Source organism: Paenibacillus solani (assembly GCF_050475945.1).
GTDB classification, from domain to species: domain Bacteria; phylum Bacillota; class Bacilli; order Paenibacillales; family Paenibacillaceae; genus Paenibacillus_AQ; species Paenibacillus_AQ solani_A.
This window is the reverse complement of record NZ_JBCMXJ010000005.1, coordinates 744,260-769,608: the sequence shown is the minus strand read 5'-3', so window position 1 is coordinate 769,608 and position 25,349 is coordinate 744,260. Positions and strand designations below refer to the sequence as shown.

At 46.7% G+C, this 25,349-nt stretch carries 24 protein-coding genes; 18 read left to right on the top strand and 6 right to left on the bottom strand.

The features are described from left to right. Positions 1–47 precede the first annotated feature (47 nt). Positions 48–1,235, bottom strand: a complete 1,188-nt coding sequence (locus tag ABEQ74_RS05335; protein WP_430120171.1) for a peptidyl-prolyl cis-trans isomerase — start codon at positions 1,233–1,235, stop codon at positions 48–50. Positions 1,236–1,416: 181 nt separating this feature from the next. Continuing rightward, positions 1,417–2,487 (bottom strand): permease, encoded by a 1,071-nt coding sequence (locus ABEQ74_RS05330; RefSeq protein WP_430120169.1) that lies wholly within the window; start codon positions 2,485–2,487, stop codon positions 1,417–1,419. A gap of 284 nt (positions 2,488–2,771) precedes the next feature. Between ABEQ74_RS05330 and selD the strand changes: the two genes are divergently transcribed. From selD to ABEQ74_RS05295, 7 genes are all read left to right on the top strand, one after another. Further along, positions 2,772–3,824 (top strand): selenide, water dikinase SelD, encoded by a 1,053-nt coding sequence (gene selD, locus ABEQ74_RS05325; RefSeq protein WP_430120167.1) that lies wholly within the window; start codon positions 2,772–2,774, stop codon positions 3,822–3,824. 39 nt (positions 3,825–3,863) lie between these two features. Further along, on the top strand, positions 3,864–4,916 hold the full coding sequence (gene mnmH / locus ABEQ74_RS05320; RefSeq protein WP_430120165.1) for a tRNA 2-selenouridine(34) synthase MnmH: 1,053 nt from the start codon (positions 3,864–3,866) through the stop codon (positions 4,914–4,916). A gap of 249 nt (positions 4,917–5,165) precedes the next feature. Next, positions 5,166–5,849, top strand: coding sequence for a phosphatase PAP2 family protein (locus tag ABEQ74_RS05315; RefSeq protein ID WP_430120163.1), 684 nt, complete (start codon positions 5,166–5,168; stop codon positions 5,847–5,849). Between the two features lie 141 nt (positions 5,850–5,990). Then, complete coding sequence (locus ABEQ74_RS05310) at positions 5,991–7,049, top strand: FUSC family protein (RefSeq protein WP_430120161.1); 1,059 nt, start codon at positions 5,991–5,993, stop codon at positions 7,047–7,049. A 291-nt stretch (positions 7,050–7,340) separates the two neighbouring features. Continuing rightward, positions 7,341–9,671 (top strand): RNA polymerase recycling motor HelD, encoded by a 2,331-nt coding sequence (gene helD, locus ABEQ74_RS05305; protein WP_430120159.1) that lies wholly within the window; start codon positions 7,341–7,343, stop codon positions 9,669–9,671. Positions 9,672–9,920: 249 nt separating this feature from the next. Beyond that, positions 9,921–11,624, top strand: a complete 1,704-nt coding sequence (locus tag ABEQ74_RS05300) for a methyl-accepting chemotaxis protein (protein ID WP_430120157.1) — start codon at positions 9,921–9,923, stop codon at positions 11,622–11,624. A gap of 109 nt (positions 11,625–11,733) precedes the next feature. Further along, positions 11,734–13,014 (top strand): MFS transporter, encoded by a 1,281-nt coding sequence (locus tag ABEQ74_RS05295; RefSeq protein ID WP_430120155.1) that lies wholly within the window; start codon positions 11,734–11,736, stop codon positions 13,012–13,014. A gap of 94 nt (positions 13,015–13,108) precedes the next feature. Here ABEQ74_RS05295 and ABEQ74_RS05290 read toward each other — a convergent pair whose 3' ends face one another. Together ABEQ74_RS05290 and ABEQ74_RS05285 are read right to left on the bottom strand one after the other, a co-directional pair. Further along, positions 13,109–14,347 (bottom strand): MFS transporter, encoded by a 1,239-nt coding sequence (locus tag ABEQ74_RS05290; protein ID WP_430120153.1) that lies wholly within the window; start codon positions 14,345–14,347, stop codon positions 13,109–13,111. After that, a complete protein-coding gene (locus ABEQ74_RS05285; protein WP_430120151.1) occupies positions 14,340–14,804 on the bottom strand; it encodes a MarR family winged helix-turn-helix transcriptional regulator in 465 nt (154 codons plus the stop codon). Before ABEQ74_RS05285 ends, ABEQ74_RS05290 begins: the two co-directional genes overlap by 8 nt. 226 nt (positions 14,805–15,030) lie before the next feature. Between ABEQ74_RS05285 and ABEQ74_RS05280 the strand changes: the two genes are divergently transcribed. The 9 genes from ABEQ74_RS05280 to ABEQ74_RS05240 all read left to right on the top strand — a co-directional run bounded on the left by ABEQ74_RS05280 (position 15,031) and on the right by ABEQ74_RS05240 (position 21,605). Next, a complete protein-coding gene (locus ABEQ74_RS05280) occupies positions 15,031–15,768 on the top strand; it encodes a glycerophosphodiester phosphodiesterase (protein ID WP_430120149.1) in 738 nt (245 codons plus the stop codon). 4 nt (positions 15,769–15,772) lie between these two features. After that, on the top strand, positions 15,773–16,978 hold the full coding sequence (locus ABEQ74_RS05275) for an SLC45 family MFS transporter (RefSeq protein ID WP_430120147.1): 1,206 nt from the start codon (positions 15,773–15,775) through the stop codon (positions 16,976–16,978). 340 nt (positions 16,979–17,318) lie between these two features. Beyond that, the gene (locus ABEQ74_RS05270; RefSeq protein ID WP_430120927.1) at positions 17,319–17,942 is read left to right on the top strand and encodes a TraX family protein; all 624 of its coding nucleotides are present in this window, start codon (positions 17,319–17,321) and stop codon (positions 17,940–17,942) included. A 50-nt stretch (positions 17,943–17,992) separates the two neighbouring features. Beyond that, complete coding sequence (locus ABEQ74_RS05265) at positions 17,993–18,424, top strand: hypothetical protein (RefSeq protein ID WP_430120145.1); 432 nt, start codon at positions 17,993–17,995, stop codon at positions 18,422–18,424. A gap of 69 nt (positions 18,425–18,493) precedes the next feature. Beyond that, positions 18,494–19,069 (top strand): macro domain-containing protein, encoded by a 576-nt coding sequence (locus ABEQ74_RS05260; protein WP_430120143.1) that lies wholly within the window; start codon positions 18,494–18,496, stop codon positions 19,067–19,069. 95 nt (positions 19,070–19,164) lie between these two features. Then, positions 19,165–19,881, top strand: coding sequence for a ribose-5-phosphate isomerase RpiA (gene rpiA, locus ABEQ74_RS05255; RefSeq protein WP_430120141.1), 717 nt, complete (start codon positions 19,165–19,167; stop codon positions 19,879–19,881). 49 nt (positions 19,882–19,930) lie between these two features. After that, on the top strand, positions 19,931–20,380 hold the full coding sequence (locus tag ABEQ74_RS05250) for a MarR family winged helix-turn-helix transcriptional regulator (RefSeq protein WP_430120139.1): 450 nt from the start codon (positions 19,931–19,933) through the stop codon (positions 20,378–20,380). A 29-nt stretch (positions 20,381–20,409) separates the two neighbouring features. Then, positions 20,410–20,841: a GNAT family N-acetyltransferase gene (locus tag ABEQ74_RS05245; protein ID WP_430120137.1), complete on the top strand. Its 432-nt coding sequence runs from the start codon at positions 20,410–20,412 to the stop codon at positions 20,839–20,841. 131 nt (positions 20,842–20,972) lie between these two features. After that, positions 20,973–21,605, top strand: coding sequence for a GDSL-type esterase/lipase family protein (locus ABEQ74_RS05240; protein ID WP_430120135.1), 633 nt, complete (start codon positions 20,973–20,975; stop codon positions 21,603–21,605). 74 nt (positions 21,606–21,679) lie between these two features. Here the strand turns inward: ABEQ74_RS05240 and ABEQ74_RS05235 are convergent, their stop codons facing one another. Then, a complete protein-coding gene (locus ABEQ74_RS05235) occupies positions 21,680–22,357 on the bottom strand; it encodes a tetratricopeptide repeat protein (RefSeq protein ID WP_430120133.1) in 678 nt (225 codons plus the stop codon). A gap of 175 nt (positions 22,358–22,532) precedes the next feature. Here ABEQ74_RS05235 and ABEQ74_RS05230 point away from each other — a divergent pair, with 175 nt between their 5' ends. Further along, on the top strand, positions 22,533–22,787 hold the full coding sequence (locus ABEQ74_RS05230; RefSeq protein ID WP_430120131.1) for a helix-turn-helix domain-containing protein: 255 nt from the start codon (positions 22,533–22,535) through the stop codon (positions 22,785–22,787). Positions 22,788–23,002: 215 nt separating this feature from the next. After that, a complete protein-coding gene (locus tag ABEQ74_RS05225) occupies positions 23,003–23,110 on the top strand; it encodes a YjcZ family sporulation protein (RefSeq protein WP_430120129.1) in 108 nt (35 codons plus the stop codon). Positions 23,111–23,237: 127 nt separating this feature from the next. Here ABEQ74_RS05225 and ABEQ74_RS05220 read toward each other — a convergent pair whose 3' ends face one another. Further along, positions 23,238–25,211 (bottom strand): stalk domain-containing protein, encoded by a 1,974-nt coding sequence (locus tag ABEQ74_RS05220; protein WP_430120127.1) that lies wholly within the window; start codon positions 25,209–25,211, stop codon positions 23,238–23,240. Positions 25,212–25,349 lie beyond the last annotated feature (138 nt).

The window sequence follows — 25,349 nt, the reverse complement described above, 5'->3', positions numbered from 1 at the left end:
TCGCATACCCAAAAAACCCCATACCGGAAGGGTACGGGGCTAGGACTTTACTTCGTATCAGCTGGCTTTTCTGTTGTTTTCTCAGTTTTCTCAGCTGGTGCTTCTTCAAGTGTATTGGTGATGGTTGCTTTATCTTTCAGCTCTTGAATATAAGCGCTCGATCCTTGATATACCTTTTGATTCTCAAGTTGGCCGCGGATTTCCTCTTTCTTATCTTCAAAAGTAGGATTGGTTGCTTCCTTACGGTCAGTTACTTTGATGATATGGTAACCGAAGGAGCTTTTAACAGGGGCGCTGATCTCACCCTTTTTCAGTTTAAAGGCTGCTTCTTCGAATGCAGGGTCCATCTCACCGCGTCCGAAGAAGTCCAGATCGCCGCCTGTGTCCTTGGTAGCATCTTGGTTTTTCTCTTTTGCAATCGCTGCAAAATCAGCGCCTTCCTTCAGCTGCTTCTCAATTTTCTCGGCCTCTTCTTTGGTTTCTACAAGAATATGGGAAGCGCGAACTTGTTCCGGAGTAGCAAAGCTGTCTTTATTCTGGTCGTAGATTTCTTTAACCTCTTCATCCGTAACTTTGATCTTGTCGCCCATCAGTTTTTTTAGCTCGATTTGTGTTTTGGTTTGCTCTTTCAGATCATCCATCGTCATGCCGTTTTGCTGAAGTGCTGACTCGAATTGAGATTCGGATGGGAAGGATGCTTTCAAGTTCTCTATATCCTTATCAACATCGGCATCGGTCACCGTAATGGATTTCTTGTTTAGTTCTTGCTGAAGCAATTCTTCTGTGATCAGAGTGTTGAGCGTTTGCTTACCGCCGATTTCTACAAGCTCATCATACAATTTATCTTTCGTGATGCTGACATCATTGACTTTGGCTATAGCTTGATTGCCAGATCCCTTGGCAAATGGGGGAACGATCAGAACGACAATTAACGCTGCCGCCAAAACCAGCGAAGCAATCATCCAGCCTTTGCCTCCATTGTTTCCGCCATTTGCTGGAGGCTGCTGCTCATACTGTGGCTGGTCCCCTGAATGCATAACAGGAACAGATTGATCCTGCTGTTCGTATGGAGTCGTATCATGATCAGAGTTCTCTGGATAGGTTGAATCGATACGTTCCTCTTCTTCATTAGACAAGCTGCCTGAATCTTGTTGATTGTTCTCTATCTCTTGAGCTTGTCCTTGATCATCCTCGGGTTGTCCCGGGTGGTTTGGCTGCAAATCGTTATCTTTCATTTAATAATTGACTCCCTTCGACTGCATGTAATAAAGAGTTGGTTCATTCTTTTCTTTAATCACTTTACCAGATTAGCTGTGAGTTTACCTTAAGAAAAAATAAAAATTAATAACATCATCTAATAACGTGGAACTGATCATGGTGGCAGCGTAAATATCGTTATGCAAAAGAATGGTCCATCTACAATATAAACATTCCGGTTATGCCGCATGTTATGCCAAGCATTATCACGGACGCAACCACAAACCATAGCACTTTACTTGGGAATGAACGGCGCACCATGAGCAGAGAAGGAAGGCTTATGGCCGGCAAGGTCAGGAGAAGCGCTGCTGCAGGCCCTGCCCCGAGCCCCGCTGCTGTGAAGGCTTGAATGATCGGAATTTCCGCCGCGGTTGGAATAACGAACAGCATGCCCATGACTGAGAAGAAGATTACGGTCAGCAATGTGTTCCCAGCAGCTGCTCCAATATGTGGGAACATCCATACTTGCAGTGCTCCTAACAGCAATACCGCGACAAGGTATGCTGGAATCACACGGATCAGCATAGCGCCCATGCTGCTGAGCCATCTTCTCCATAGAGGCCGCTCGTCGGACGGCTCTGTCAGTTCAGGCTCGTCCAATTCAACAGATTCGGCCCCCTTGGCAAAACGATTCGCCAAATAGCTGATGCCAAAGGTCAGAATGATACCGAATATCAATCGAAGCAGGGTAAATCTCCATGATAAAACGAATGTCATGAAGACAAGTGTTGCCGGGTTCAAGGTTGGATTTCCGATCCAGAACGCCAGCGCCGAACCGACGGATACCTTTTTCTTGCGCAGACCAATAGCAAGAGGGGCAGCACAACAAGAGCACATCATACCTGGAATAGAGGCGATTCCCCCAATTGCTGTGCTGCCAAAAGTGGTTTTGCCGAGCACGCGGAGCAGCCATTGAGAGGGTAGCAAGGATTGAACCAAGGTTCCTAACAAAATCCCGAGCAGTGCTGCTTTCCAAACCGACTTGAAATAGATGACTGCATAATTCCAGGCGGCTTGCCAGGAAGGCGTGGTGCTGCCGGGCTCCATTCCTAATATGGAAGAGCCGATGCTGTGCTCCACAATAGCTTTAAGTGCTTTATCATAATAAGGCCACCACTTCACATAAGTCAGCCCTGTTGCGGCAATGATGATGAAGACCGTGATAAGCCAAATGTTTTTTTTGCGAATCGAATGGTCCAATGCCTTTCTGTCGTCGCTTGCGTGGTTCATGTTGTTTACTCCCTTGAATGTGACTTGTAAACTTTAGTTACCAATCAAATAGTGTAGCACAAGCCGGCGGACCGAAGAAACATTTTGCCGATAATTGTAAGAAAAAGGGGCAGTGTTAGACTTAAAGCCCTCGATTTCATATAATATAATTATTGTGTGCTTGACATGGAATTCGTAAACTGATTGAAATTCCCGGGGTAGATGACACGCTTTTTAAGCATCCGCGCCGGGGTTATTGCGTGTGCTATGCCAAAATTCATTTTATAACGAAGGGAAGACCCGAAATGAGTTCATCGGAAAAAATAAAACTAACCTCCTATTCCTCCAAAGGAGGATGCGGCTGCAAGATTGGTCCTGCAGATCTGGCGCAGGTCATTCGGAAACTTCCGCAAGCGGAACCGAATCCGAATCTATTGGTGGGGCTGGACACAAGTGATGATGCGGGCGTGTATCGCCTCACTGATGACTTGGCTATGGTTCAGACCGTTGATTTCTTTACACCGATTGTAGATGATCCATACGACTTCGGACAGGTTGCTGCGGCGAATGCTATCAGCGACATTTATGCCATGGGGGGTAAACCGCTGACAGCACTGAATATTGTGGCATTTCCCATCTCGACGCTGGACAAGCAGGTGTTAACGGATATTTTAAGAGGTGCTGGCGATAAGCTGAAAGAAGCAGGAGTTACCCTGGTTGGCGGACACTCCATTGATGATAAAGAGCCAAAATTCGGGCTGGCCGTAACGGGCACGGTGCATCCGGATAAGGTAAGAACGAATGCGGGAGCCAAAGTTGGGGATGTGTTGATTCTGACAAAACCAATTGGTGTCGGCATTCTCACAAGTTCGATCAAGAAGGACCTGCTAAGTGATGAGGAGATTCGCCGGGTTACCGCTGTTATGGCGGCGCTGAATAAGACGGCTGCCGAGATTATGGAGCCATATGAGGTTCATGCCTGCACGGATGTGACTGGCTTTGGTCTTCTCGGTCATACACTTGAAATGGCCAAGGGAAGCGGTACGGGAATTCGTATTAGCAAGTCGGCGGTTCCTGTGCTGGAACGGGTCAGAGAAATGGCGGAACTCGGCGTGATTCCGGGTGGCACCAAAAATAATTTTGACCATGTAAAAGAAGATGTCGATTTCCTTGATTACATGGATCAGCTCGATAAGTGGATTTTGTGCGATGCCGTTACTTCCGGAGGACTATTGATCGCGGTTGATGGCTCACAGGCCGATCAGCTTCTGTCAGAGCTTCGTCAAGCTGGACTGGAAGCAGGAAGAATCGGAGAGGTCGTAATGGATCATCCGAATCGTATCGCCGTTGTGGAATAACAATAGCCAGGTTTTGCATCGATAAAGGAGCGAACAGACATGTTTCAAGACATCACCGTTCAGGAATTAATGGAACAGCGAAACACCAAGAAAATTACGTTGATCGATGTCCGTTCCCCGTCGGAATACAAGGACTCCACCATTCCGGGAAGCGTGAATATTCCCGTTTTTAATGATGAAGAAAGAGCCGAAATTGGCACCATATATAAACAGGTCAGCGTTGATGCAGCCAAGGAACGCGGACTCGCCATCATGTCGGCCAAACTTCCGAATTTCGTGAAGCAATTCAAGGAGATAGAGGGAGATAAGGTGGTGTATTGCTGGCGGGGAGGTATGCGGAGCCGGACTGCTGCTACGGTTCTCTCTCTGATGGATATTCATGTCAACCGGATTACAGGCGGTATCAAGGCATACCGGAAGCATGTGCTGGATTCGCTTGAGCATATGCAGCTGGATGCGGAGGCCGTTGTGCTTCAGGGCTTGACAGGTACAGGTAAGACAGCTGTCCTAAAGCAGCTTCAGCAGGAGGGTTACCCGGTTGTTGACCTGGAAGGATTGGCTGGACATCGAGGCTCTATTTTTGGGCATATCGGATTACAATCGAACAATCAGAAAACATTCGACTCGGTATTGTTTGAACGTCTGAAGGAATTACAGTCAGCTCCCTACTTGTTGGTAGAAGCGGAGAGCAAGCGAATCGGCAAAATCGTAGTTCCTGATTTTCTGATGGAGAAGAAGGCGTCGGGAACCACGATTGTGCTTGAGCTGCCGATGGAGGAGCGTGTGCGTCAGCTTCTGGAGGATTATACCCCCGCAGTATATAAAGAGCATTATATGGCTGCATTTCAGCTAATAAAGGGCAGAATTCATACTCCCATAGCTGCCGAGATCGAAAAGCACCTTAGTGAGGAGCGGTTTGCTCAAGCCATCCAGTTGCTGCTGGAGCACTACTATGATCCAAAGTACACTCATACTTTCGGTCAATATGAGGGCCAAGCTCCGATCGTTGTGTCGGTCAACCGAGTGGAGGAAGCTGTGGATGCCGTTAAGGAAATATTACAGAACCTTATGCTTAAGAAGACTGGGACGTAACCCGTCCTGGGTATATTAGATTGATTAGCCACAGTCTACATGAACAGAACGATCTATCGTCCCTGACCAAGAAGGATACGAAAAGTATCTGGTTCTTGCAGGGACGATTTTTGTCTTATGAAATGTTCATATAAAAGAGTAATGATATTGATTTGTACATAAACTACGAGAATCATGGTTGGAAAGTCCGGATGGCTTTCCTTTCTTGCAAGAAGATGATATTATCGTGATTTCACGAGAACACACAGATTGAACTCAAGACAAAAGGAGAATCAAGCATTGAACGGGCAGAAGATACGCTGGGTTTCAGGAAGACAACAGGAAATCTTCTACATATCGGTGATCAGTTTGTTAGGCTTCCTCATCCTGACCGTATTGGTAAAGCAGCATAGACTGGCGTTCGATTTAGCGATCATATCGTCAGTCCAATCCTTTGAGACCCCGCTTTTGACGGATATTGCAAAAGGGCTCTCTTTTATAGGTTCTTTTGGTCCTGTACTGATGTTATGTCTTATCTTGATCGCCGTGCTATATTGGATACTGGGGCACCGCACGGAGATTTTTCTCCTGATTGGGGTTGTATTTGGCTCATCCATGCTGAACCTGTTGTTAAAAGGGTTCCTGCAACGTGTGAGGCCTGACATTAACCGATTGGTTGAGATTACAGGCTACAGCTATCCCAGCGGGCATTCGATGGCCGCCTTTTCGTTTTATAGCGTGTCGGCCTACTTGTTGTGGAGGCATATGAACAGCAGGATTGGAAGGAGTATACTTATCGCTATAGCGGTCACTATGATTCTAAGCATTGGTGTTAGCCGAATTTATCTTGGGGTTCATTACCCGAGTGATATTCTTGGAGGATATCTGGCTTCTTGTGCTTGGTTTGGATTTCTGGTTTGTTATTACGAGAGAAGAATGGGGACAAAGGATTAAACCAATGAAATGAATGATATATAGAACTGCATAACTTTAGAAGGGTAAGGGTAATTCATGAATAGCAGTTTCAAATGGAGGAGAATGAATGATGATGCGTGGCCATAAAATGGATGATGGTTTATCTAAGGAGGGCTGACTGTGGCATTCGGAGCAAGAATGTTTAAAACCGGCCTAGCCGTCACGCTGGCTCTTTATTTAGCCATGCTGTTTGAATTCAAATCCCCTGTAGTAGCGGCTATAGCTTCGATTTTTGCGATGCAGCCGTCTATTTACCGGTCATGGAGATATTTCCTGGACCAGCTGCAGACGAGTACACTCGGAGCTGTACTCGCCATGCTTGGAGGCTTTTTCCTGTCAAATCAACCCATTTCCGTTGGTTTGGTATGTATTTTAGTCATTATGATCTGTATGAAATTAAAAATGGGGGAGACGCTCGGACTTACTTTGGTTACCGTTATCTCCGTAATGGAAGCTTCCGGTCAATGGGATTTTGCACTCAATCGTTTTATTCTAACGATCATCGGTATTATATCTGCATTTCTGATTAATATCCTTGTATTTCCACCGAAGCCCAAGGAACAGTACATCACACGGATTCATGTTGTATTTGGCAAGATGTCACTGCTGCTGCGCACAGCTATTTCTCATGAAATGAAGGATTCGGTATATCGTGCGGAGAAGAAAGAATTGGAGTCTGCCATTAAATCGTTGTCTGACAAATATAATTTGTTTGAAGAAGAACAGAAGAAGCTGAAACGGGCAAAATATAGTCAAGCCAGGCAGCTCGTGGTGTATAAACAATTGCTTCAATCTCTTCGCAAGGGATACGAGGTATTGGATGCGGTGGAGAACCACTATTTCCAGGCCGAACGGTCCCCGGAAATTGACGAGCATTTCGATCAAAATTTGGAGCGCTTAATGAAATATCATGAGCATATTTTTTGGAAGTTTGAAGATAAGCTGAAACCTAACGAAACTGAAGCTGAGACAATGGCAGAGAGCAATGAAGAGTTCTTGGAACAGGTCATGTGTGGACCAGGCGCGCAGCCAGGGGGGCTTCGGCTCGCAGTAGTTGCCGCTGCCATGTACGATTACGGATACCAGTTGGATCGATTAAACCGGGTAGCCGATCATATCAGCCGAGTAGTTGAAGACAAGGAACAGGAAGAAGCTTTATTCTCCTGGCTCCGCAAATAAAGCAGAATCATATAGAAGGGGCCGGTCAATTCATTTGATCGGCTGATCTATCTAAGAAGAGGAAGCCGCGCCCTTCGCTAGGGCTCTGTAAAAGGGCTGTTCGGTAGAAGAAAAACAAAACAACCGCCCATTATGGTCGGTTGCTGAACGTTCAATATTGAATTATGCAGCTTAGGCTGTTATAATAAGCAATGGTCTGTCATTAAATATTTCAAATTTGGTTAGAATATCACAATTATATTATATCACAGACAAATTACGCTGTCAACCAGTATATTAGGGGGATGAACCATGGCTATCAGCGAACAAGATTGGCAAGAAGAACAGGCAAGGGTAACGGATGTCACCCGAAAGATCGGTAATAAAATATCCCAGTTAGAAGTTAGCGTCGGCGATATCCGCGAAGTTGTTATTGATATGCGGAAGGATTTCTGGGACGAAGTGACGGTTAACTTCAGTAACCCGGACGATTTGGGTGAGACCTCCACCAATTTAAGGCAGCAGTCTCAGGTGCTTGCTGAAAGGGAGCACGCCCACCTGCAGTCCAGCAAACAGCTTAAGAAGTATAGAAAGCTTGTTGAATCCCCTTATTTTGGACGCATTGATTTTCAAGAGGAAGGATCGAAGGAGACGGAAACCATTTATTTGGGAACCGGATCGTTCTTGGATGAAGATTCAGAGACATTTCTGGTATATGACTGGCGTGCTCCGATATCCAGTCTATATTACGATGGGGCTCCCGGTCCGGCACAATATGAGACGCCTTCAGGTACGGTCGAAGGCAAAATGCTGCTGAAACGCCAATTTGTCATCCATAGCGGCGAGATCAAGGTGTTGTTTGATACGGGCGTGACCATTGGTGATGAGCTGCTGCAGCAGGTGCTTAGCCATAGCGCAGATGATCGTATGAAGAGCATCGTCGCCACAATCCAGAAGGAACAGAATGCTGTTATACGTAACGACAAGACGCGGATGCTGATCGTTCAGGGGGCGGCAGGCAGCGGCAAAACTTCAGCGGCCCTGCAGCGAGTGGCCTACTTACTGTATAAATATCGGGAGACGCTTAGAGCTGATCAGATGATCCTGTTCTCACCCAACCCGCTGTTTAACAGCTATGTATCCACAGTGCTTCCCGAATTAGGTGAAGACAATATGCAGCAGACCACCTTCCAATCCTATCTTGAGCATCGGCTTGGCAAGGAATTTGACCTCGAAGATGTGTTTACTCAGACGGAACACTTGTTAAATGCGGACGATTCGCCACAGTACCGGGCACGTTTGGAGAGCATATCCTACAAATCGTCTGGAGCGTATTTGGATACGATCAGACGATACAAGGAGCTTCTGGAGAAGGATGGGATGCTCTTCAAGCCGGTTGTGTTCCAGGGCAGGGTGATCGTCAGCTCGGATGAGATGAGTGCAAAGTTCTACGGGTACGACTCGGCGGTTAAGCTTGCTGGCCGAATTGATCTCATGAAGGAATGGATGCTGAAACGACTGTCTGAGTTTGCTCACGACGAATTAAATGCCCCTTGGGTTGAAGAGCAAATGGAATTACTGGATACGGAGGATTACCAAAAAGCCTTCCAAACGATGAAACGTAAGCAAAGCCGTAAGACGGAGAGCTTTGACGACTTTGAGAAGGAAAAGGAAATTCTCGCCAAAATGGTGATCAGTAATTATCTCAAGCCGATTAGACGCTGGATCAAACGATACAGATATGTGGATGTAAAAGGGATGTATCGTAAACTCTATACTGATGAGTCGCTTTTCCGTCTTGCGGCAGGCAATATGGAGGAGCTCCCTCCATTTTGGGAGGATATTTGCAGTCTCACTGTTTCTTCCCTGGACAATAAATCGCTGCTGTACGAGGATGCTACTCCGTTCCTGTATTTAAAAGAGCTGCTTCAAGGTTTCCGCACCAACACATCTATTCGTCACGTGATTGTCGATGAGGTTCAGGATTATTCCGGCTTCCAGCTGGAATTTCTGAAACGTCTGTTTCCGCGAGCGAAAATGACCGTGCTGGGCGATCTCAATCAAGCCATCTATGCACACGGCGAGGCACTCGGCAGTTTGGAGAATCTGGTGAGTCTGTATGGAAAAGAGGATACGGAGGTCATCAATCTGACGCAGAGTTACCGGTCTACTTATGAGATCGTAGAATTCACAAGGCAAATGATACCGGGTGGTGAGCGAATCGTACCCTTTAATCGGACAGGTGAAGCCCCGCGTGTGGTTCAAATTACGGATGAAGAAGCCCTCCATGGCGCTATAGTATCGGATATCAAAGAGCTTCATCAGCAAGGTCTCCAGTATGTTGCGGTTATCTGCCGCACAGAAGAAGAGAGCAGACGCGTACATGAGCAGTTATCCGAGGATATCCCTTCGCGCTTAATCACCAAGTCCACCCCGGCTTTTGAGAAAGGAACGCTTGTCGTCCCTGCCTACCTGGCCAAAGGCGTGGAATTTGATGCCGTGATTATTTATAACGGGTCCGAAGAGGTTTATCACAGAGAAAGTGACCGTAAGCTCTTTTACACCGCTTGTACTCGTGCGATGCATAAGCTGCATATATATCACATTGGGGATAAGAGTCATTTTATCCCCGATAAGGTTTGAATATTTAAGTCTGCCCGAGCCCAGCTCGCGGCAGGCTTTCTTCTATGATCGAGCTTGGTAAGAAGTATCTAGTGACATAAGCAGGGAGTTATCCATTATTTTTCAGTATTTGACCGCTGATTAATAAAATTTTGTGGAAAATGTCTAGTTTAAGGCATTTGAGACCATTTCAGCTATTCATTTTAATGATCAACTGGACGAAAAAGGGAATGGAGGAATATTTCTAAAAAGAAGTTTGGGGGGTTGCGGGTGAGAATTAAAACGAAATTAATTCTTTCGTCTACGATTCTAGCGACGGTTACGGCAATCATCGTGATCATTGCATTTATTACATCCAGTACGACGGAGAAGAAGTTTACTAAAATTATTGAGGAGGATCAAAAGGTCATTTATAACTTGACTCAATTGGAGTCCCTGTTAGCGGGTATATCCAATGATGAGCGAGGCTACTTGTTGACCGGAAAATCAGATTTTGTAGATTCATTGAAGTCGAAACAAGATGGCATCTCAAAGATCCTGGTCGAGACGAAGGACTTGGTAACAGCGGAAGAGGATCGAAAGGTATTGGAACAGATTGAATCCGGATATATCATATACACGGAAGCCGTTACGGAGGTTTTAAACAAACTGGGATATGATACTGGCTTTTACAAAGCAGTGCCGTTTCGGGTATATGAAACAGCGTTCAATCAGGAACGTGAGGTCAGGAAGTCCTTCAATACGCTTATCGAGCAGTTTACAGTACATAAGAATGAAGCATTAGCTAAGCAAGCAGAGCAGATTGCGGACAGCAGCAGATTCCAGAATATGATGATTATGCTGATAGGGATTGCAGCCGTTGTTTATTTCGCCATACAAGGATTTTTGCTTACCCGCTCGATACAGCCTTTGAATCAGATGAGCGAACAACTCACCAAGATGGCCGAAGGCGGCGGTGATTTGGTTACCAGACTACATATAACATCTAAAGATGAAATTGGTGCGGTAGCCGACGGTTACAATAAGCTCGTTGATGGCTTCAGGGGACTTGTCGTGCAGGTTCAGAATACGGCTGAACAAGTGAGCGTATCGGCAGCGACCCTTCAATCAACAACGGAGGAGATTCGCCAGGCCTCTCAGCAAACCTCGGGCATTATGGAGGAACTCGCGGCAGGTGTTGACAATCAGCTTCAGGACACAGAAGTCACCACGAATACGGTAACAGATATGGCGGAAGGTATGAAGCAAATTGCTCTGGCGGCACAAGATGTATCCAGTTTGGCAGCAACGACGAACCAACTTGCGGCTGAAGGTGAGCAGGCACTTATTCATACATTAACTCAGATGGATGGAATACGTACTAACGTGGATCAGTCCGCAGAGTCCGTTCGCAAGCTTGGGGAAAAAGCTGCTAACATCGGAGCTATGGGGCAGATTATTATTGATATTGCAGAGCAGACGTCCCTGCTTGCGCTGAATGCATCGATTGAGGCAGCACGCGCCGGTGAGTATGGCAGAGGCTTTGCAGTTGTTGCGGCGGAAGTCCGAAAATTAGCGGATCAAGCCTCGGATTCCTCTGTTGAAATCAGGCAATTCGTTCATGATCTTCAGCAGGACATCTATAACTTGGCGGCTGTTATGGAGCAGGGCACTCGTGAAGTAACCGAAGGAATGATTGTTGTGCAGGGAGCCGAAAGAGCATTCAAAGATATTGAGCACTCCATCGGTGAATTGCATGATCAGATTCAAGGAGTTACCAGTGCAACCGATCAGATGAATTCCGGAGCCGGAGAGCTCGTACAAGCGATTCGACGGATCCAGGAAGTTACGGAAACGACAGCGGCCGGCACTCAAAGCGTAAGTGCGGCGACGGAAGAACAGTTGGCTTCTATGGAAGAGATCACACACTCGGTAGAAGATCTGAATATCATGTCTGGCAGATTGCGCCAGTTGATGTCCGGATTTAAAGTATAGTTAAGGAACAATAAAATGTAGGGAAAAACTGGCCACCTTGCGGTCATGCATATTCTAGGTAAAAGAACCTACAATATGGATGACAGATAACGCAAAGGTGGTCTTTCTCATGGAAAATAAAAAATGGGATCTGGTTGCACTTGCATCCATACCACTCATCATGACACTGGGCAATTCCATGTTGATTCCCATCCTGCCTCAGATCTCGAAAGCTCTAAAAATCAGCTCGTTCAAGGTCAGTATGCTCATAACCGTGTATGCTGTTGTAGCCATACTGCTGATTCCGATTGCTGGTTATTTATCAGATCGGTATGGAAGGAAGAAGATCATCATCCCAAGCTTGATCATTACTGCGTTAGGTGGAGCCGTTGCGGCCGTGGCCGCTTGGCTGCTGAACGGAACTTCTGCGTATTATGTTATTTTGGCGGGACGATTTCTGCAAGGAATAGGTGCTGCAGGCGCGTTTCCAATTGTTATTCCTCTCGTCGGCGATATGTTTAAAGGAGAAGAACAAGTAAGTAAGAGTTTAGGAATTATTGAAACTTCGAATACATTTGGCAAGGTTGTCAGTCCAATCCTGGGTGCTTTGCTGGGGAGCTTTATTTGGTTCTTGCCCTTTATCGCGATTCCAATCCTGTGTCTTATTTCACTGGTGCTCGTCTTATTTCTTGTCAAAACACCAAAGTCAAGCAGTAACGATAAGCAATCCCTTTCAGAATTTTTGAAAACGACGAAGCAGGTATTACGCGAGAAGGGGCGCTGGCTGTATGCGATCTTCGCCATCGGCGGCATTGCAATGTTTGGCGTGTTCGGTGTTCTTTTCTATCTGTCCGAAACCTTGGAGAGCACCTATAAGCTGAACGGTGTGGTGAAAGGGCTGGTGCTTGCGATTCCTTTGGCGCTTCTATGTCTGTCCTCATATCTTGCCGGTAAATTTACGGGCAAGAACAAAGCAGCCAAGAAATGGGCTGGCTTTGCCGGTATGGTATTATTAACGGGTTCGTTGATCGTAACGGGATTTAGCGAGCAAATCTATTTTGTTGTTGGTATGATGACGCTGGGTGGAATCGGGATTGGCATGGTGCTTCCGTGTATGGATACGCTCCTGACAGAAGGAATTGAGAAAGAGCAGCGGGGGACGATTACTGCCTTATACAGCAGTATGCGGTTTATAGGTGTTTCTTTAGGACCGCCAGTTGTCTCTCTCCTGCTGGGAGCAAATCACTGGGTGCTGTTTGGAACTTTGGCGGCGGTCTCGGCAGTAGGAGGCCTCCTGACCTTGTTCGCCGTGAAGCCGGAGGCAAAGGAAGGCGATTCCGGAGGGAATGCATACCGGATGGATTTCAAACAATCGAAAGCTATAAAAAAGAAAGGTCTTGTCCAGAAATAGTGGACAAGACCTTTCTTTACTTCAATATGCAGCTGTAGTTACTGCCGCTTGTGTGAATAGATCATGGTAATCTAATTGTCAGCCAATATCTGAGTTATCCTGCAACAGAAGAACCGGGATTATCGCTATCTGTTTTGGCTTGCAAGCGAGATTTGCCGGCGATCTGCATAACTATATATATGAGGATGAACAGCACGAGCGCAACGGCAGAATATCGATACATGACGGTATAGGAAGTGGATTTGGCGATAGACCCCAGCACGATAGAACCGATGGCAACGCCAAAATCGAGGGAGTTGAAGAACATACCGTTTGCCATACCGCGCTGCTGCGGATGGACCTCCTGAATCATCCAGGTCTGGATGGATGGCTGCATCGCGCCAAAGCCAAGACCATAACACAGCGCCGACAATAGCATCATACCCGTTGATGAAGCATAGGTTAACAGCAGCAATCCGGAGACCATTAGAATGGCTGCAGGTACAACCAGCGCTTTATGCCCATATCGGTCATAGATCCTCCCGGAGAACGGCCTTACCAGAATAATGGCAATGGCATTGAATAAGAAGAAATACTGAGGGTTGCGGAGATGCGCTTCAGCACCGAAGAGCGCCATGAAGCTCAGCAGCCCGCCATAAGTGATGGACATCAGAAAGTTAAGCAAGCTGGGCAGTATTAATCGCTTATTGAATGAGCTCTTTGGTTTAGGCTCAGCAATCGCTTGCTCGGATACAGGCCGTTCGATGACACGCTTCGGCACTTTTGACGTTAAAACGTAGGCGAGCGGGAAAATGAGGATGTTAATGATGATGGTAATGATCACGAGCGGAGTGAAGCCGCCTCCCTGAAGCAGAGTCAATCCAATCATGGGACCGATCGACATGGCAAGTGTGGTAGATAATCCAAAATACCCCATGCCTTCTCCAAGTCTTTTGATGGGAATGACATCGGCTGCCATCGTTGGGAACGAGGTGCTGGTCATGCCGAATCCGATGCCGAAGAGAACTCTCATGAACAAAAGAAAAGCTATACCGGAAGCCCAGTAATAGCCGAAGGTTGCAGCTAACGATATGAGGAGACCAACGTATAGTAGAAGCCGTAGCTTACCCTTTTCCAGTGCTTTACTTGATATGAAACGGGAAGCGATCGCGCTAAACGCGAACAGGCTTGTAATCAGGCTGACTTGCAGGGGACTTGCCATAAATGCGTCTTTGGCGTAAGCCGGCAGAGTGGTCAACATCATCTGCAAGGTTAGGAATAGAAAGAGGTTGCTGACCATTAACGTGATAAATTCTTTGGTCCAAAGACGCTGTTTTGTGTTGATATCATTCATGTGAAACATCTCTCCTGTTGTTGTGTAAATGTTGTAGGTTGTTATTGATGCGTGAGAGAGTGTCCCAGAACATCTCCAATTGACGCTCATCAATTCCTTCAATAATCTGGCTTTCACATATCCTTTCGATGGCTGTGGTTGCTTCAATCAATTCTTTTCCTGAATCAGTCAAGTAAAGCTGAAAAGCCCTACGGTCGTGGACAGACACGGATTTCTGCGTATAACCTTTTTTCTCTAGCAGATCCAGGATACGTGTGGTCGTAGGCTGGTCTTTGTCTGCTTTTGCAGCGATTTCTTTTTGATTCAATCCTTCATGTTCCCCGATCTGATACAGAACAAGCCATTGCTCAGGGGTAATGTCATAGGGCTTCAACGCATAGGCAAACCATTGGGAAGCACGGCGGTAGGTATAACCTAGATGAAAACCGATAGAGGGGGTGCGATTGGGCTCTTTCAAGAAACAACTCAGACCTTTCTTTTCATGTTTTCTAAAATAGTTGTCTTAACAATTATATGCCTGACATGTAAATGAGTCAAATTTTAAATTATTCTATTCTTCTAGACAGGGTTTCGAATTCTGATGTGGAATATGAAATTTGGAATGATAACATATCTCTAACAATGGTGGACTATAATCGTCATCATAGAGGACAATATCTTATGCACACAGGAGGAAAAAAGAAATGACACAATTGATTAATTTTGCCCACCGCGGCGCGTCGGCAGTATGCCCGGAAAATACGATGGCTGCTTTTGCCAAGGGGTTGGATCTTGGAGCTACCGGGATTGAAACTGATGTTCAAATGACCAAGGACGGAAGGTTGGTTCTGATTCATGATGAGAGCGTCACCCGCACCACGGGTGCTAAGGGATTAGTCCAGGATTATACATACGAGGAACTGTCCAAACTGGACGCAGGCTCCTGGTTTGGTGAGGATTTTCAAGGAGAGCGGATCCCGCTACTGGAGGAACTGCTGGAATTAACGAAGAGCCATGGCACGATCGTAAACATTGAGCTGAAGAACTCGACCATCCAATATCCTGAGCTGGAGAAGCGCGTGATTGAAGCCATTTCGCACTACAAGATGTCTGAGCAGATCGTGATCTCGAGCTTCAATCATTATTCCTTGGTGGAATGTAAAAATATTGATCCGGAAATTCGCACAGGTCTGCTGTATGGCGAAGGCCTGTATAAACCGTGGGAGTATGCCAAGCTGGCTAAAGCGGATGCTCTTCATGCAGATCATCGAGCGGTTCTGCCGGAATGGGTAGCGGAAGCGAAGCAAGCTGGAGTTGTCTATCACCCATGGACCGTAAATACAGAGGAGCGCATGAAAGCCTTAATTAACGCTGAGGTTGCGGGCATTATTACGGATTATCCGGACGTGCTAAGCAGATTACTTCAAACCAAGGGAGCGTGACTTTGTGAGAAAAACATGGCTGCTGGGCTTTGGATTTTTCAGCATTAGTATTACCTGGGCGCTGTATAATGCGTTTGTGCCTTATTTTCTGGAGCGTTATATATCCAGTGTCGCCTTGATCGGTTTTTTTATGACGATCGATAATTACTTTGCCTTGTTCTTGCAGCCATGGATCGGAAGTCGTAGTGACCGGACACATACCCGGTTTGGCAGACGAATGCCATACCTCCTTATCGGTATGCCGCTCGGCGCTTTGTTTACCGCAATTATCCCTTTTCACAACGGAATGGCAACACTCATCCTGTTCATGGTTCTTATGAACCTCGCCATGAGTTTGTATCGTTCGCCTACCGTTTCCTTAATGCCGGATATTACGGAGGAGAACCGGCGCACAAAGGCTAATGGCATCATAAATTTTATGGGTGGGCTTGGTTCTATATTGGCTTTTGGAGCGGGCTCGTTGTTATATAAGGCTCATCCATCACTGCCTTTCATTGCCGCGGGCTGCATAACGCTTGTGTCTTTGTTCATTTTGAAAGCGTTTATCCAAGAGAAGCGCGATGCCCCGGGCTTTCACGCTCAGACGGAAGCCCAAGCCAAGGTGTCCTTCAGGAGCCAGCTCAATCGGACGACAGTCCTGCTTCTGGCGGCTATATTTTTCTGGTTTGTTGCTTATCAAGGGGTAGAGACACTCTTTACCCTGTATGGAAAGAATGAGATGGGGCTGACTGAATCGCAGGCCTCCTTCTCGTTGACCTTTTTCTCACTCGCCTTTGTCTTATTTGCCATTCCGAGCGGTTGGCTTGGCGGAAAATTCGGCAAGAAACGGATGATTCTTGTCGGTGTCAGCGGACTTTTGATTGTGTTCGCACTTGTACCCTGGGTGGAGTCACTGTTACTGCTTCGCTTATTGTTAACCGTTGGCGGTTTGTTCTGGGCATGCATCAATATCAATTCCTATCCATTCATCGTATCGACCGGCTCGGAGAGCAGCATTGGCACGCGGACAGGTATGTATTATTTGGTATCTTCGCTGGCTGCGATTTCGTCACCGCCGCTTTTGGGCAAACTGATTGATGGGATGGGTTATTCGATCCTGTTTTATTGTGCCGCTGGCAGTATGCTGCTCGCACTGATTTGCGTTTTGATGATACGTCATTCAGAAACGGAAAACCCAGTGCAATCGCAGAGCGCATCCGCCAGCCTATAAATGAATCTTTGAGTCAACGAATCGGCCACTCGTCAGGAACGGGTGGTCGATTTGTTGTTATATGGGGGGAATGTAACCGTTCCGGTCGCTGTTGAAACCAGGAAACTGGAATGAGGTGAATATGATGTTTCCCGGTTTCAAAGGCGAACGCCAGGTCTCCTTCACGGCTACACTCCCTGATGCAGGGGTAGCTGTTATTTCATAATTGCATAGATATGAGAGCAGAGAGCATACCTCCCGCCGTTATCTGCGCTTGCAAGTCCCTAACTTGCGACCCATAATAGAAATGGTGATTGGAATACATAATGAATGAACATCCAAGTACGAGGAGGTGGTTATCATTCAATGGATCGCCATGCTGACGATGCTGATAGATCATGTGGGGCTTGTATTTTTTCCGCATCAGGAGACTTGGCGAATCATCGGCCGAATTTCCTTTCCAATCTACGCTTATGCGCTAGTCCAAGGGCACCATTACACCTCATCGAGAACCAGGTATATCATTCGTCTGGCTATAATTGGGGCGATATCCCAAATTCCTTATCAGCTTGCGCTGCATATTAACGGGTTTAATGTAGTGGTCACCCTGGTCGTGGGAGCGATGGTTTTGTACATACTGGAACGTTCGGACTCCCGGCTGTTATCCTGGATGGTAGTCGTTGCAGCTTGTGCCTTGATGAGTGAATTCCCATTTGATTACGGTGCTTACGGTTTGCTGCTAATCTTGATATTCCGTTACGCTCAAGGCAGTTGGCTCGTTCTACTTCATATCATTCTCAATCTGCTGTTCTGGTTCCTGAACAATTGGGAGCTGCAGATATGGAGTGTGATTCCGACCGCTGTGATTGCTTACGGTCCCCAGGTATGGAGTAAATTGGAGACCGTTCGGGTGAGCCGCTGGATCTGGCGTTCATTCTATCCTCTTCATTTAGCGTTAATTGCGATACTGCGCGTCCTTATGTAAGGATAGGAACAACAAGCGAAGGCCCTGATTAATTACGAGGAGAGACATATATGTTAAATATCGCTATTGCCGTCAGCGTCATTTTGTTTGCTGCGGCGGGTTACATCGCATTCATGAACTCCAGAATCATTGCGAATCAAAAGCGGGAAGCATACATTCCTCTTCCTGCTTCGGAATATACCGTTTATATGACACCTCAATTCTCCGAAGAAGACAAGAGGTCGCTTATACCCATTGGTGTCATGGAGTTTCAAGATCGGCAGGAGCCGATGAGAGTCTATTTATGCCGTGTCAAGAATGCTTCCGAAGATTTGAAGCTGGAGCAAGCCGGCAATGTGTTCTTGCTTCATTTGAAGAAGGCAAGGGATAACGGCACGCTGGTGTTTTATCGTACGGTGGAGGAAGCACTTCAGGGCCCTGAGGAGCGGAGCTTAACGGATCGGTTATCAGCTGCAGCTAAGAAAAAACCCGGAGCAGAGTAGATAATCAGGGTCAACCCGCCCACTTTCGGGGTAATGAAGAAATAAAAGACCGAAAGGAGATTTTCCGAAATGAAAACTTATACAATCGGAAGGACATCGGTCTCCGTCTTTATAGGCGATATTACGACATGGACGGGCGACATTATCGTCAATGCTGCAAATTCGGGACTGCTAGGCGGAAAGGGCGTCGATGGCGCGATTCACAGCGCAGGAGGACCGGAAATCATGGAACAATGTATGGAAATTCGCAAGCAGCAAGGGGGATGCCCCCCAGGCAACGCCGTGATTACCGGAGCGGGCCAGCTGCCAGCTAAGCATATCATTCACACCGTAGGTCCAATATGGGAAGGCGGAGGACGACGTGAAGAGCATACGCTGGCAGAATGTTACCGGAACAGCCTCCTGCTTGCAATGAAGGTGGGCGCAAGAAGCATTGCCTTTCCTAATATAAGCACAGGGATCTATGAGTATCCTAAAGGCCCCGCTTGTGATGTTGCTCTAAAAGCAGTTACGAATCTGTTGGAGGAAGATCTACCGGACAATCGTCTGGATCGAATTGACTTTATATGTTTTACTCCTGAGAATGAAGAACTCTATGTTCAGTGGCTTGATCAATTTACACAGGAGAAGGAAGCTCATATATAATTAGATTCAGGGGCGCCATTTTGCGCCCTTGTTGTTTGCAGTCAGTTTTATTTACATATAGCATCTGATTCAGCATAACGAAGGAGCGGGTCCCTATGGTGAGTGAATACAATATGAAGAAAATAGCTGCCGAGCATGCAACCAAGTATGTACAGGCTGGAATGAAGGTGGGGCTAGGCACGGGTTCCACCGCTTATTATGCTATTCTCAAAATCGGCGAGATGGTCAGAGACGGTCTCTCGATCCAGGCAGTGGCTACTTCTGAGGCTTCAGAGAAGCTTGCTGTAGAGCAAGGTATTCCCCTGATTCCTATGCGGGAAGTGGATCGTTTGGATCTCACGATTGATGGTGCTGATGAGCTGGATGACCAGCTGCGACTGATCAAGGGAGGAGGGGGAGCGCTCCTCCGCGAGAAAATAACGGCTTTCCACAGTGAACGGCTTGTCATTGTGGCAGATGATACGAAAGCGGTAACGCAGCTTGGAGCTTTTCCACTGCCGGTTGAAATTGTCCCTTTTGCCTATGAATGGACCATTCAGTCCTTGACCCAGCTTGGTTGCACGGTACAGATCCGCCATAAGCCGGATGAAGGATTCTATGTGACCGATAACGGGAATTATATTGCAGATTGCCGGTTTCAGGAAATTCCCAACCCGGAGGAATTGAGCTCTCGCATAGGCTGCTTGCCTGGTGTGGTGGAGCATGGTCTGTTTATCGGCATGGCGGACCAGGCGATCATTGGCTGCCAAGATGGAACGGTACGGATTTTGCATTCCGGAAACTCAGCGGCAAAGAATCCATTTGACAGTTGATCCGGCGTTCATTAACCTTAATGTCATGATATCATTCGGAGGGTGAAGTATGTCGGATATTCAAGAACATGAGGATTACCCATTACATTTGTTGGTTGTCCTTGCCAGAGCTTATAACGCAGTAATGACACATTCAAATCGAAGCATTAACAGTCACGGCTTGAATTCTACTGAGTTTGGCGTGTTGGATGTGCTGTACCATAAGGGACCGCAGCCGCTTCAGAAAATAGGAGAGAAGGTGCTGATCTCAAGCGGTAATATTACTTACGTTGTGGATAAGCTTCAGAAGAAAAACCTGCTGGTTCGCAGGGCTTCAGCAGAAGATCGCCGTGTTATTTACGCTGAGCTTACCGCCGAGGGGAATGAACTCTTCGAAGCCATCTTTCCAGCCCATCAGAAACGGATGGTGGAGGTACTTAACGGCTTGTCAGATGATGAGAAAGCACAGGCAGCAACGCTGCTGCGTAAGCTGGGGATCAGTGCAGAGAAAATGTTGTAAATTTATACGAGTTCAGATTGGAGATCGTTATGCTAAAAGATATAACCAAGCAATCGTTGCAACCGGAAGTTAAAGAACTCCTCAGCTATTCGGTTTTTCCAGATCCGGAAGCGGTAGACCGCGCGGCATCATTCTATCAGGCGGGAAACAGCCGATTGTTGGGATACGAAGAGGATGGGCTTCTGCTGGGGATCATTGGCTTCGATGTTGTTCAGAATGAGCTTATTATCAGGCATCTGGCAGTTCTTCCCGAGAACAGAGGGCTGGGTTATGGACGAGGCCTGATTCTGGAGCTGCTGCTTGAGGTTCAGCCTAAACCCGATGCAATCATCGCCGAAACTGACGAAGAAGCCGTAGACTTTTACCGCAGTATCGGCTTTGAGGTATACAGCATGGGTGAACAATATCCAGGTATTGAACGTTTCCGTTGCGTTTACGAGGTAGAGAAATCCGGAGAATAAGTAACCAGTTAAAGTATCGTAACTGTCTCGAGAATGGAATTCATGATGTCATTCAAGGCAATATCCCGTTTCACCATTCGTGGTCCACTCATATAATATTGTCATAATGAGCGGGGCAGGGGGTGAATAGGTTGGTTTATCATTATACCGCTGTCGGCGATTCCTTGACTTTCGGGCTCGGAACGATGCCCGGCAGTGGTTTTGTTCCGTTATACCGCCGAATGGCTGAAGAGAAGCTGCAGCAGTTCGTGGCCCATGAGAACTTGGGGGTTAATGGACTAACGTCAGAGGAGTTATCCGATCGGGTGGTTCGGCTGCCGACATATCGATTTCATTTAAAACAGGCCCATATCATTACGATGTCAATTGGAGGCAACGACTTAATCCGCGCCGTAAAGCTTGCCGGTGGTCGCCCGAATCGGAACGTGCTGGATGCTGCTTTGTATCGCTGTCAAGAGCATGTGAATCGTATCGTCGGATCGATCCGCAGAATAAAGTCTGCCGACAGCCAACTTTATTATATTCGGGCTATCGGTCTGTATAATCCATATCCGGCTTGGACAGAGGCAACGGAATATGTGGTTCGTTTCAATAGGCACTTGATAAAGTTAAGTGATGATTATTTTCGTGTGGCTGATATCTATGCTCAATTTCTTGGAAGAGAGAAGGAGCTGCTGTCAGTGGATGGCTTACATCCCAATGGACGGGGGTACCGTGTAATCGCGGAACAATTACATCGGTTAGGGTACAAGCCGCTAAAATAAGCCCATAGATCATCATAAAAAGGCGTCCCATGGTCCATGACCGTGGAGGACGCCTTTTTATATGGCAGCATTCATTAATTTAAGAATAATTTCCTGAAAAAGCTTTTTACGGCCCATTTACGCTCCTGCCGTTTTTTGTACTTGGGCAGCGAGCGATATATATCCAGAGATTCTTGATAAGAGGACTTCGCCTCCTCTTTTTTGCCAAGTGATTGATTCATCTGTCCCAGAAGATAGAAGGCTTCGCTGGAGGAGGATTGAATGGTGTGAAATTGCTCTAGGTATTGAAGTGCTTTTTCCCGATCCGAATCCCGAAACGTATCGGCAAGCCTAAGATATGGCTGGCCATATTTAACTCTTGGGTTGATCTCCAGCGCATGGAGAATGTCAGCTTCTCCCTGAGCAATATGGCCCGTGTGCAGGCGTGCATTTCCAAGATCGTCCCAATATTCAGCGGAATCCTCTAAACTGGATTTTATCGATTCCAGCAGTTTCAAGGCCTCACTATATCTGCGACGCTCTATAAGCAATCTTGCGAGCTCATGGCGGGATGATACATCACTTGGGCTGGCTGCAATCTGTCTGCGGAGCTTGGAAATATTTCGAGCCCGCTTTATCGGCTTTGCAAGACTTGGAGACACCCCGACGAAACGGCGATCCAGCACATACAGGATAAGCAGCAGCACCAGGATCGCTGTGATAGGGTTGCCTAGGATATAAAACAGAAATCCAAAAATAATGAGTTTAAACAAATAGATCCCTCAATTTCCATGTAATGTTTTAGAGTGGATTATACCATAACTTGGATTTATCTGGGTAGGTAATGCTTTGATTATAAGACCTCGAAGTCTATGTATTTCAGAATCTTGTGCAGGTATTGAAAGTAGGCCAATTATAACCGATATAAGCTAGTAAGAGGTGATAATCGTGGCGAAAAAGGGACAGACATTTCAGCATTACAGTTTCGAAACGAAAAAAAAGGCAATCGCCATGCGGTTAGAAGGAATGACGAAGAAAGAAGTTGCATCCGCCTTGCAAATATCAGACATCGGCCGGCTAAAAGTATGGATGCGCATTTATCGTGAGTTTGGTGAAGAAGGATTAGTGGATCGCCGCAGGCGAAGAATCTTCGCAGGCCAAGAACCCGGGCGAAGCGACCAGGAATATTCCGAGCAGGCGTAGAATTTTAGCAATGAACATGAAGGCATGGTGGACGATAGATCGTTCTTATCAGGCCTCTCTCATATGAACATACAAGGGCGAGGATTTCTCCTCTCGTAGCTAGTTCGTTTAACTTCTGGGCGAATTCATTATTTTTCATGCGAACAGGCGGCAGCCCAGCTCAATTGTGCGGTATCGACATAACATGTGGTATGTTCTATAAAGGAGGGATTCATGTGAGCGGGGTAGCAGAAGGTTACGGTGGCTATGGATATGGCTCTTCTGTAGGTGCTATTTTGGTATTATTCATCCTGTTGGTTATCATAACTCGCGCATTCATCTAATCCATCTTTAATTGAACAAACCTAATGAATCAAAAAATGATGACCAAGCACCATGAGCAGTCAAAACGACAAACCGCCAAAAGAGCTTCTTTTGGCGGTTTTGTTATTAAGGAAGCAATTTTAGTGACTACATCATAATCAATATAACCTTGCCGTTTACAAAAGATACAATATCGAAATTCGAGTATCCCCAGGTTTCAATGGTTTTCCCGCCGCCGGTTGTAATGTCCTTGGCTGCGGGATTCCCCCATGACAGCTGCACCTGCTCTTTTGTCATGCCGAGAGAAACCTGGCCTGCTTTAATTTGTTTCCAGACGGATGCGGACCATTTGTATTTTTGGTAAGGGTCGTAGGTTAATAAGGAAGAACGGTCCGCAAACAGCTGCATCACTTCCGAAGAACGCATAGGATAGCTTTTCACTGTTTTTCCTGAGCTTGTTTTGAAGATCACATTGAATTCTCCCTTGTCGTCCGGCAAAATGTCGTTTACCGTCAATTTAGAGAAGCGTTCCAAGTCTTCAAAATCATTCACCCAATACGTCCGGCCGATAAATTTAACCAAGCTGCCTTGCATCGTTTTTTTGATTAAGCCAGCCGTTTCACTAGAGACCACGGCCATGGCTGCATTTTCACCGAAAGAGATATTCGCTTGTTTCCACGTGGCATCCCAGCTGATTTTTGCTTCTAGAAAATCGGATAACAAGGAAGCGGGAATTAGCAGCTCGCCTTTTTCGTTCTCCGGTGCAGCTTTTAGACGCAGCGCGCTATCATTTACTGTGGCCTGGTTGCTGCCTGCCTTGAACGTAAGCACAGTTTCGCCAAACTTGACTTCCACGGATCCGTTTTTGGCCGAATAGGTGCCACCCAGTGCCTGTATAACGGGTTTGGCCGGCACCATGATATTCCCGTTCACTTGTTTTGCATATTTTAAATTGTTGCGGAGGCTGGACGATACCGTTAACGACTTCGACAAACCACCCGAAGATACCGTAATCTGCGTCTTGCCAACGCCCGCAGACTTCAGTGTACCGTTTCTCTGTACGTTCATTACATAAGGCTTCTCAATATCGATCTCCGCATCTTTAACCGGCACTTTAATTTTGGCCCCGTTCGTGTATGTCTCCTGGATACTGACTTCAAGAGTATCTCCTACATAAGGCTTGGCATCAGATATTGAAACCGATAAGGCTTTAACGACAGGCACATCAACCGATTTGTTCTGTCCGTTCATGTGATGTATCCAGCTTCCGTCAGAGCGCTGGGCATAGAAACCTTCCGACAGATCCGTTGCGTTTCCGTAAATGGAGGTTCTTACGATTCCGCTTAGTCCAGCAATTTGCTCCTTGAGCTTCCAACGGTCTTTATACACTCCCGTTGTCCACACGGTTCCGTCTTGGAGCGTCACAATCAGGAGATCCGTCGGCTCATTGGAAACATAAACAATATGAGCTGCATTCTGGGCAACGGTAACCGGGATGATGCGCCCGTTATCATCAAAGTTGGATGTTTCGTATACAACCACGTCACCGTTGTCACGCAGCAGGGCAACACGCCCGCTGTGAATCGTCATGGATTTAACCCCTGCCGGGTTTTCCACGATACCGAGCTTCTTGAATTGATCCTTTTTATAGTTGTCCTCTAACAGCAGCTCTCCGTTTGAGGATAAAGCGGCAAATTCTTGATCCGCATCGGCGATGAGCAATATGCCGCTGAGGTTATTCGCTTTCTTCGCTTCGAACCATACGGTACCATCTGTTTTCAGCCAGTAGGAACCCGCGATTTGCTTAACGCCGCTTGTTCCCGGAACGACCTCGGGGCCTTTACCGATATCCCATTTCACCAGCCGTCCATCCTGCGTCATACCTATGCCGCCGTATTCATAACCGCTGATGGCTGCAACTTTACCGGGCGTCCGTATGGCATGTCGTCCGTCAATCAGGGACCACATGGAGCCGTCATTCATCAGGTAGGTGTTTCTTCCCGCAATATCGCTAATTTGGAGCGTAGACTCTTCAGCAGAAGCGACCACTTGCATCGTACCCGCAAAACCAAGTCCCGCCAGCACGCTAAACAATACGAGAACATACCATGTTCTTCTCACTTACATGACCTCTCTTCACTTTACAATTAGGAATATTTTTCAAACAGCTATATTGATTCGATAAAATCCGAGTTATTCCTGCAAAAAAAACGCCTCCGATATTCGGAGACGTCTTGAGTGGAAAACATATAAAAAAAG

What these genes read in the sequence shown, in the direction of transcription:
- rpiA (WP_430120141.1), top strand. Translation starts at nt 19,165, where the DNA reads ATGGTGAGTGAATACAATATGAAGAAAATAGCTGCCGAGCATGCAACC.
- ABEQ74_RS05280 (WP_430120149.1), top strand. Translation starts at nt 15,031, where the DNA reads ATGACACAATTGATTAATTTTGCCCACCGCGGCGCGTCGGCAGTATGC.
- ABEQ74_RS05250 (WP_430120139.1), top strand. Translation starts at nt 19,931, where the DNA reads ATGTCGGATATTCAAGAACATGAGGATTACCCATTACATTTGTTGGTT.
- ABEQ74_RS05295 (WP_430120155.1), top strand. Translation starts at nt 11,734, where the DNA reads ATGGAAAATAAAAAATGGGATCTGGTTGCACTTGCATCCATACCACTC.
- ABEQ74_RS05290 (WP_430120153.1), bottom strand. Translation starts at nt 14,347, where the DNA reads ATGAATGATATCAACACAAAACAGCGTCTTTGGACCAAAGAATTTATC.
- ABEQ74_RS05265 (WP_430120145.1), top strand. Translation starts at nt 17,993, where the DNA reads ATGTTAAATATCGCTATTGCCGTCAGCGTCATTTTGTTTGCTGCGGCG.
- ABEQ74_RS05335 (WP_430120171.1), bottom strand. Translation starts at nt 1,235, where the DNA reads ATGAAAGATAACGATTTGCAGCCAAACCACCCGGGACAACCCGAGGAT.
- selD (WP_430120167.1), top strand. Translation starts at nt 2,772, where the DNA reads ATGAGTTCATCGGAAAAAATAAAACTAACCTCCTATTCCTCCAAAGGA.
- helD (WP_430120159.1), top strand. Translation starts at nt 7,341, where the DNA reads ATGGCTATCAGCGAACAAGATTGGCAAGAAGAACAGGCAAGGGTAACG.
- mnmH (WP_430120165.1), top strand. Translation starts at nt 3,864, where the DNA reads ATGTTTCAAGACATCACCGTTCAGGAATTAATGGAACAGCGAAACACC.
- ABEQ74_RS05330 (WP_430120169.1), bottom strand. Translation starts at nt 2,487, where the DNA reads ATGAACCACGCAAGCGACGACAGAAAGGCATTGGACCATTCGATTCGC.
- ABEQ74_RS05245 (WP_430120137.1), top strand. Translation starts at nt 20,410, where the DNA reads ATGCTAAAAGATATAACCAAGCAATCGTTGCAACCGGAAGTTAAAGAA.
- ABEQ74_RS05260 (WP_430120143.1), top strand. Translation starts at nt 18,494, where the DNA reads ATGAAAACTTATACAATCGGAAGGACATCGGTCTCCGTCTTTATAGGC.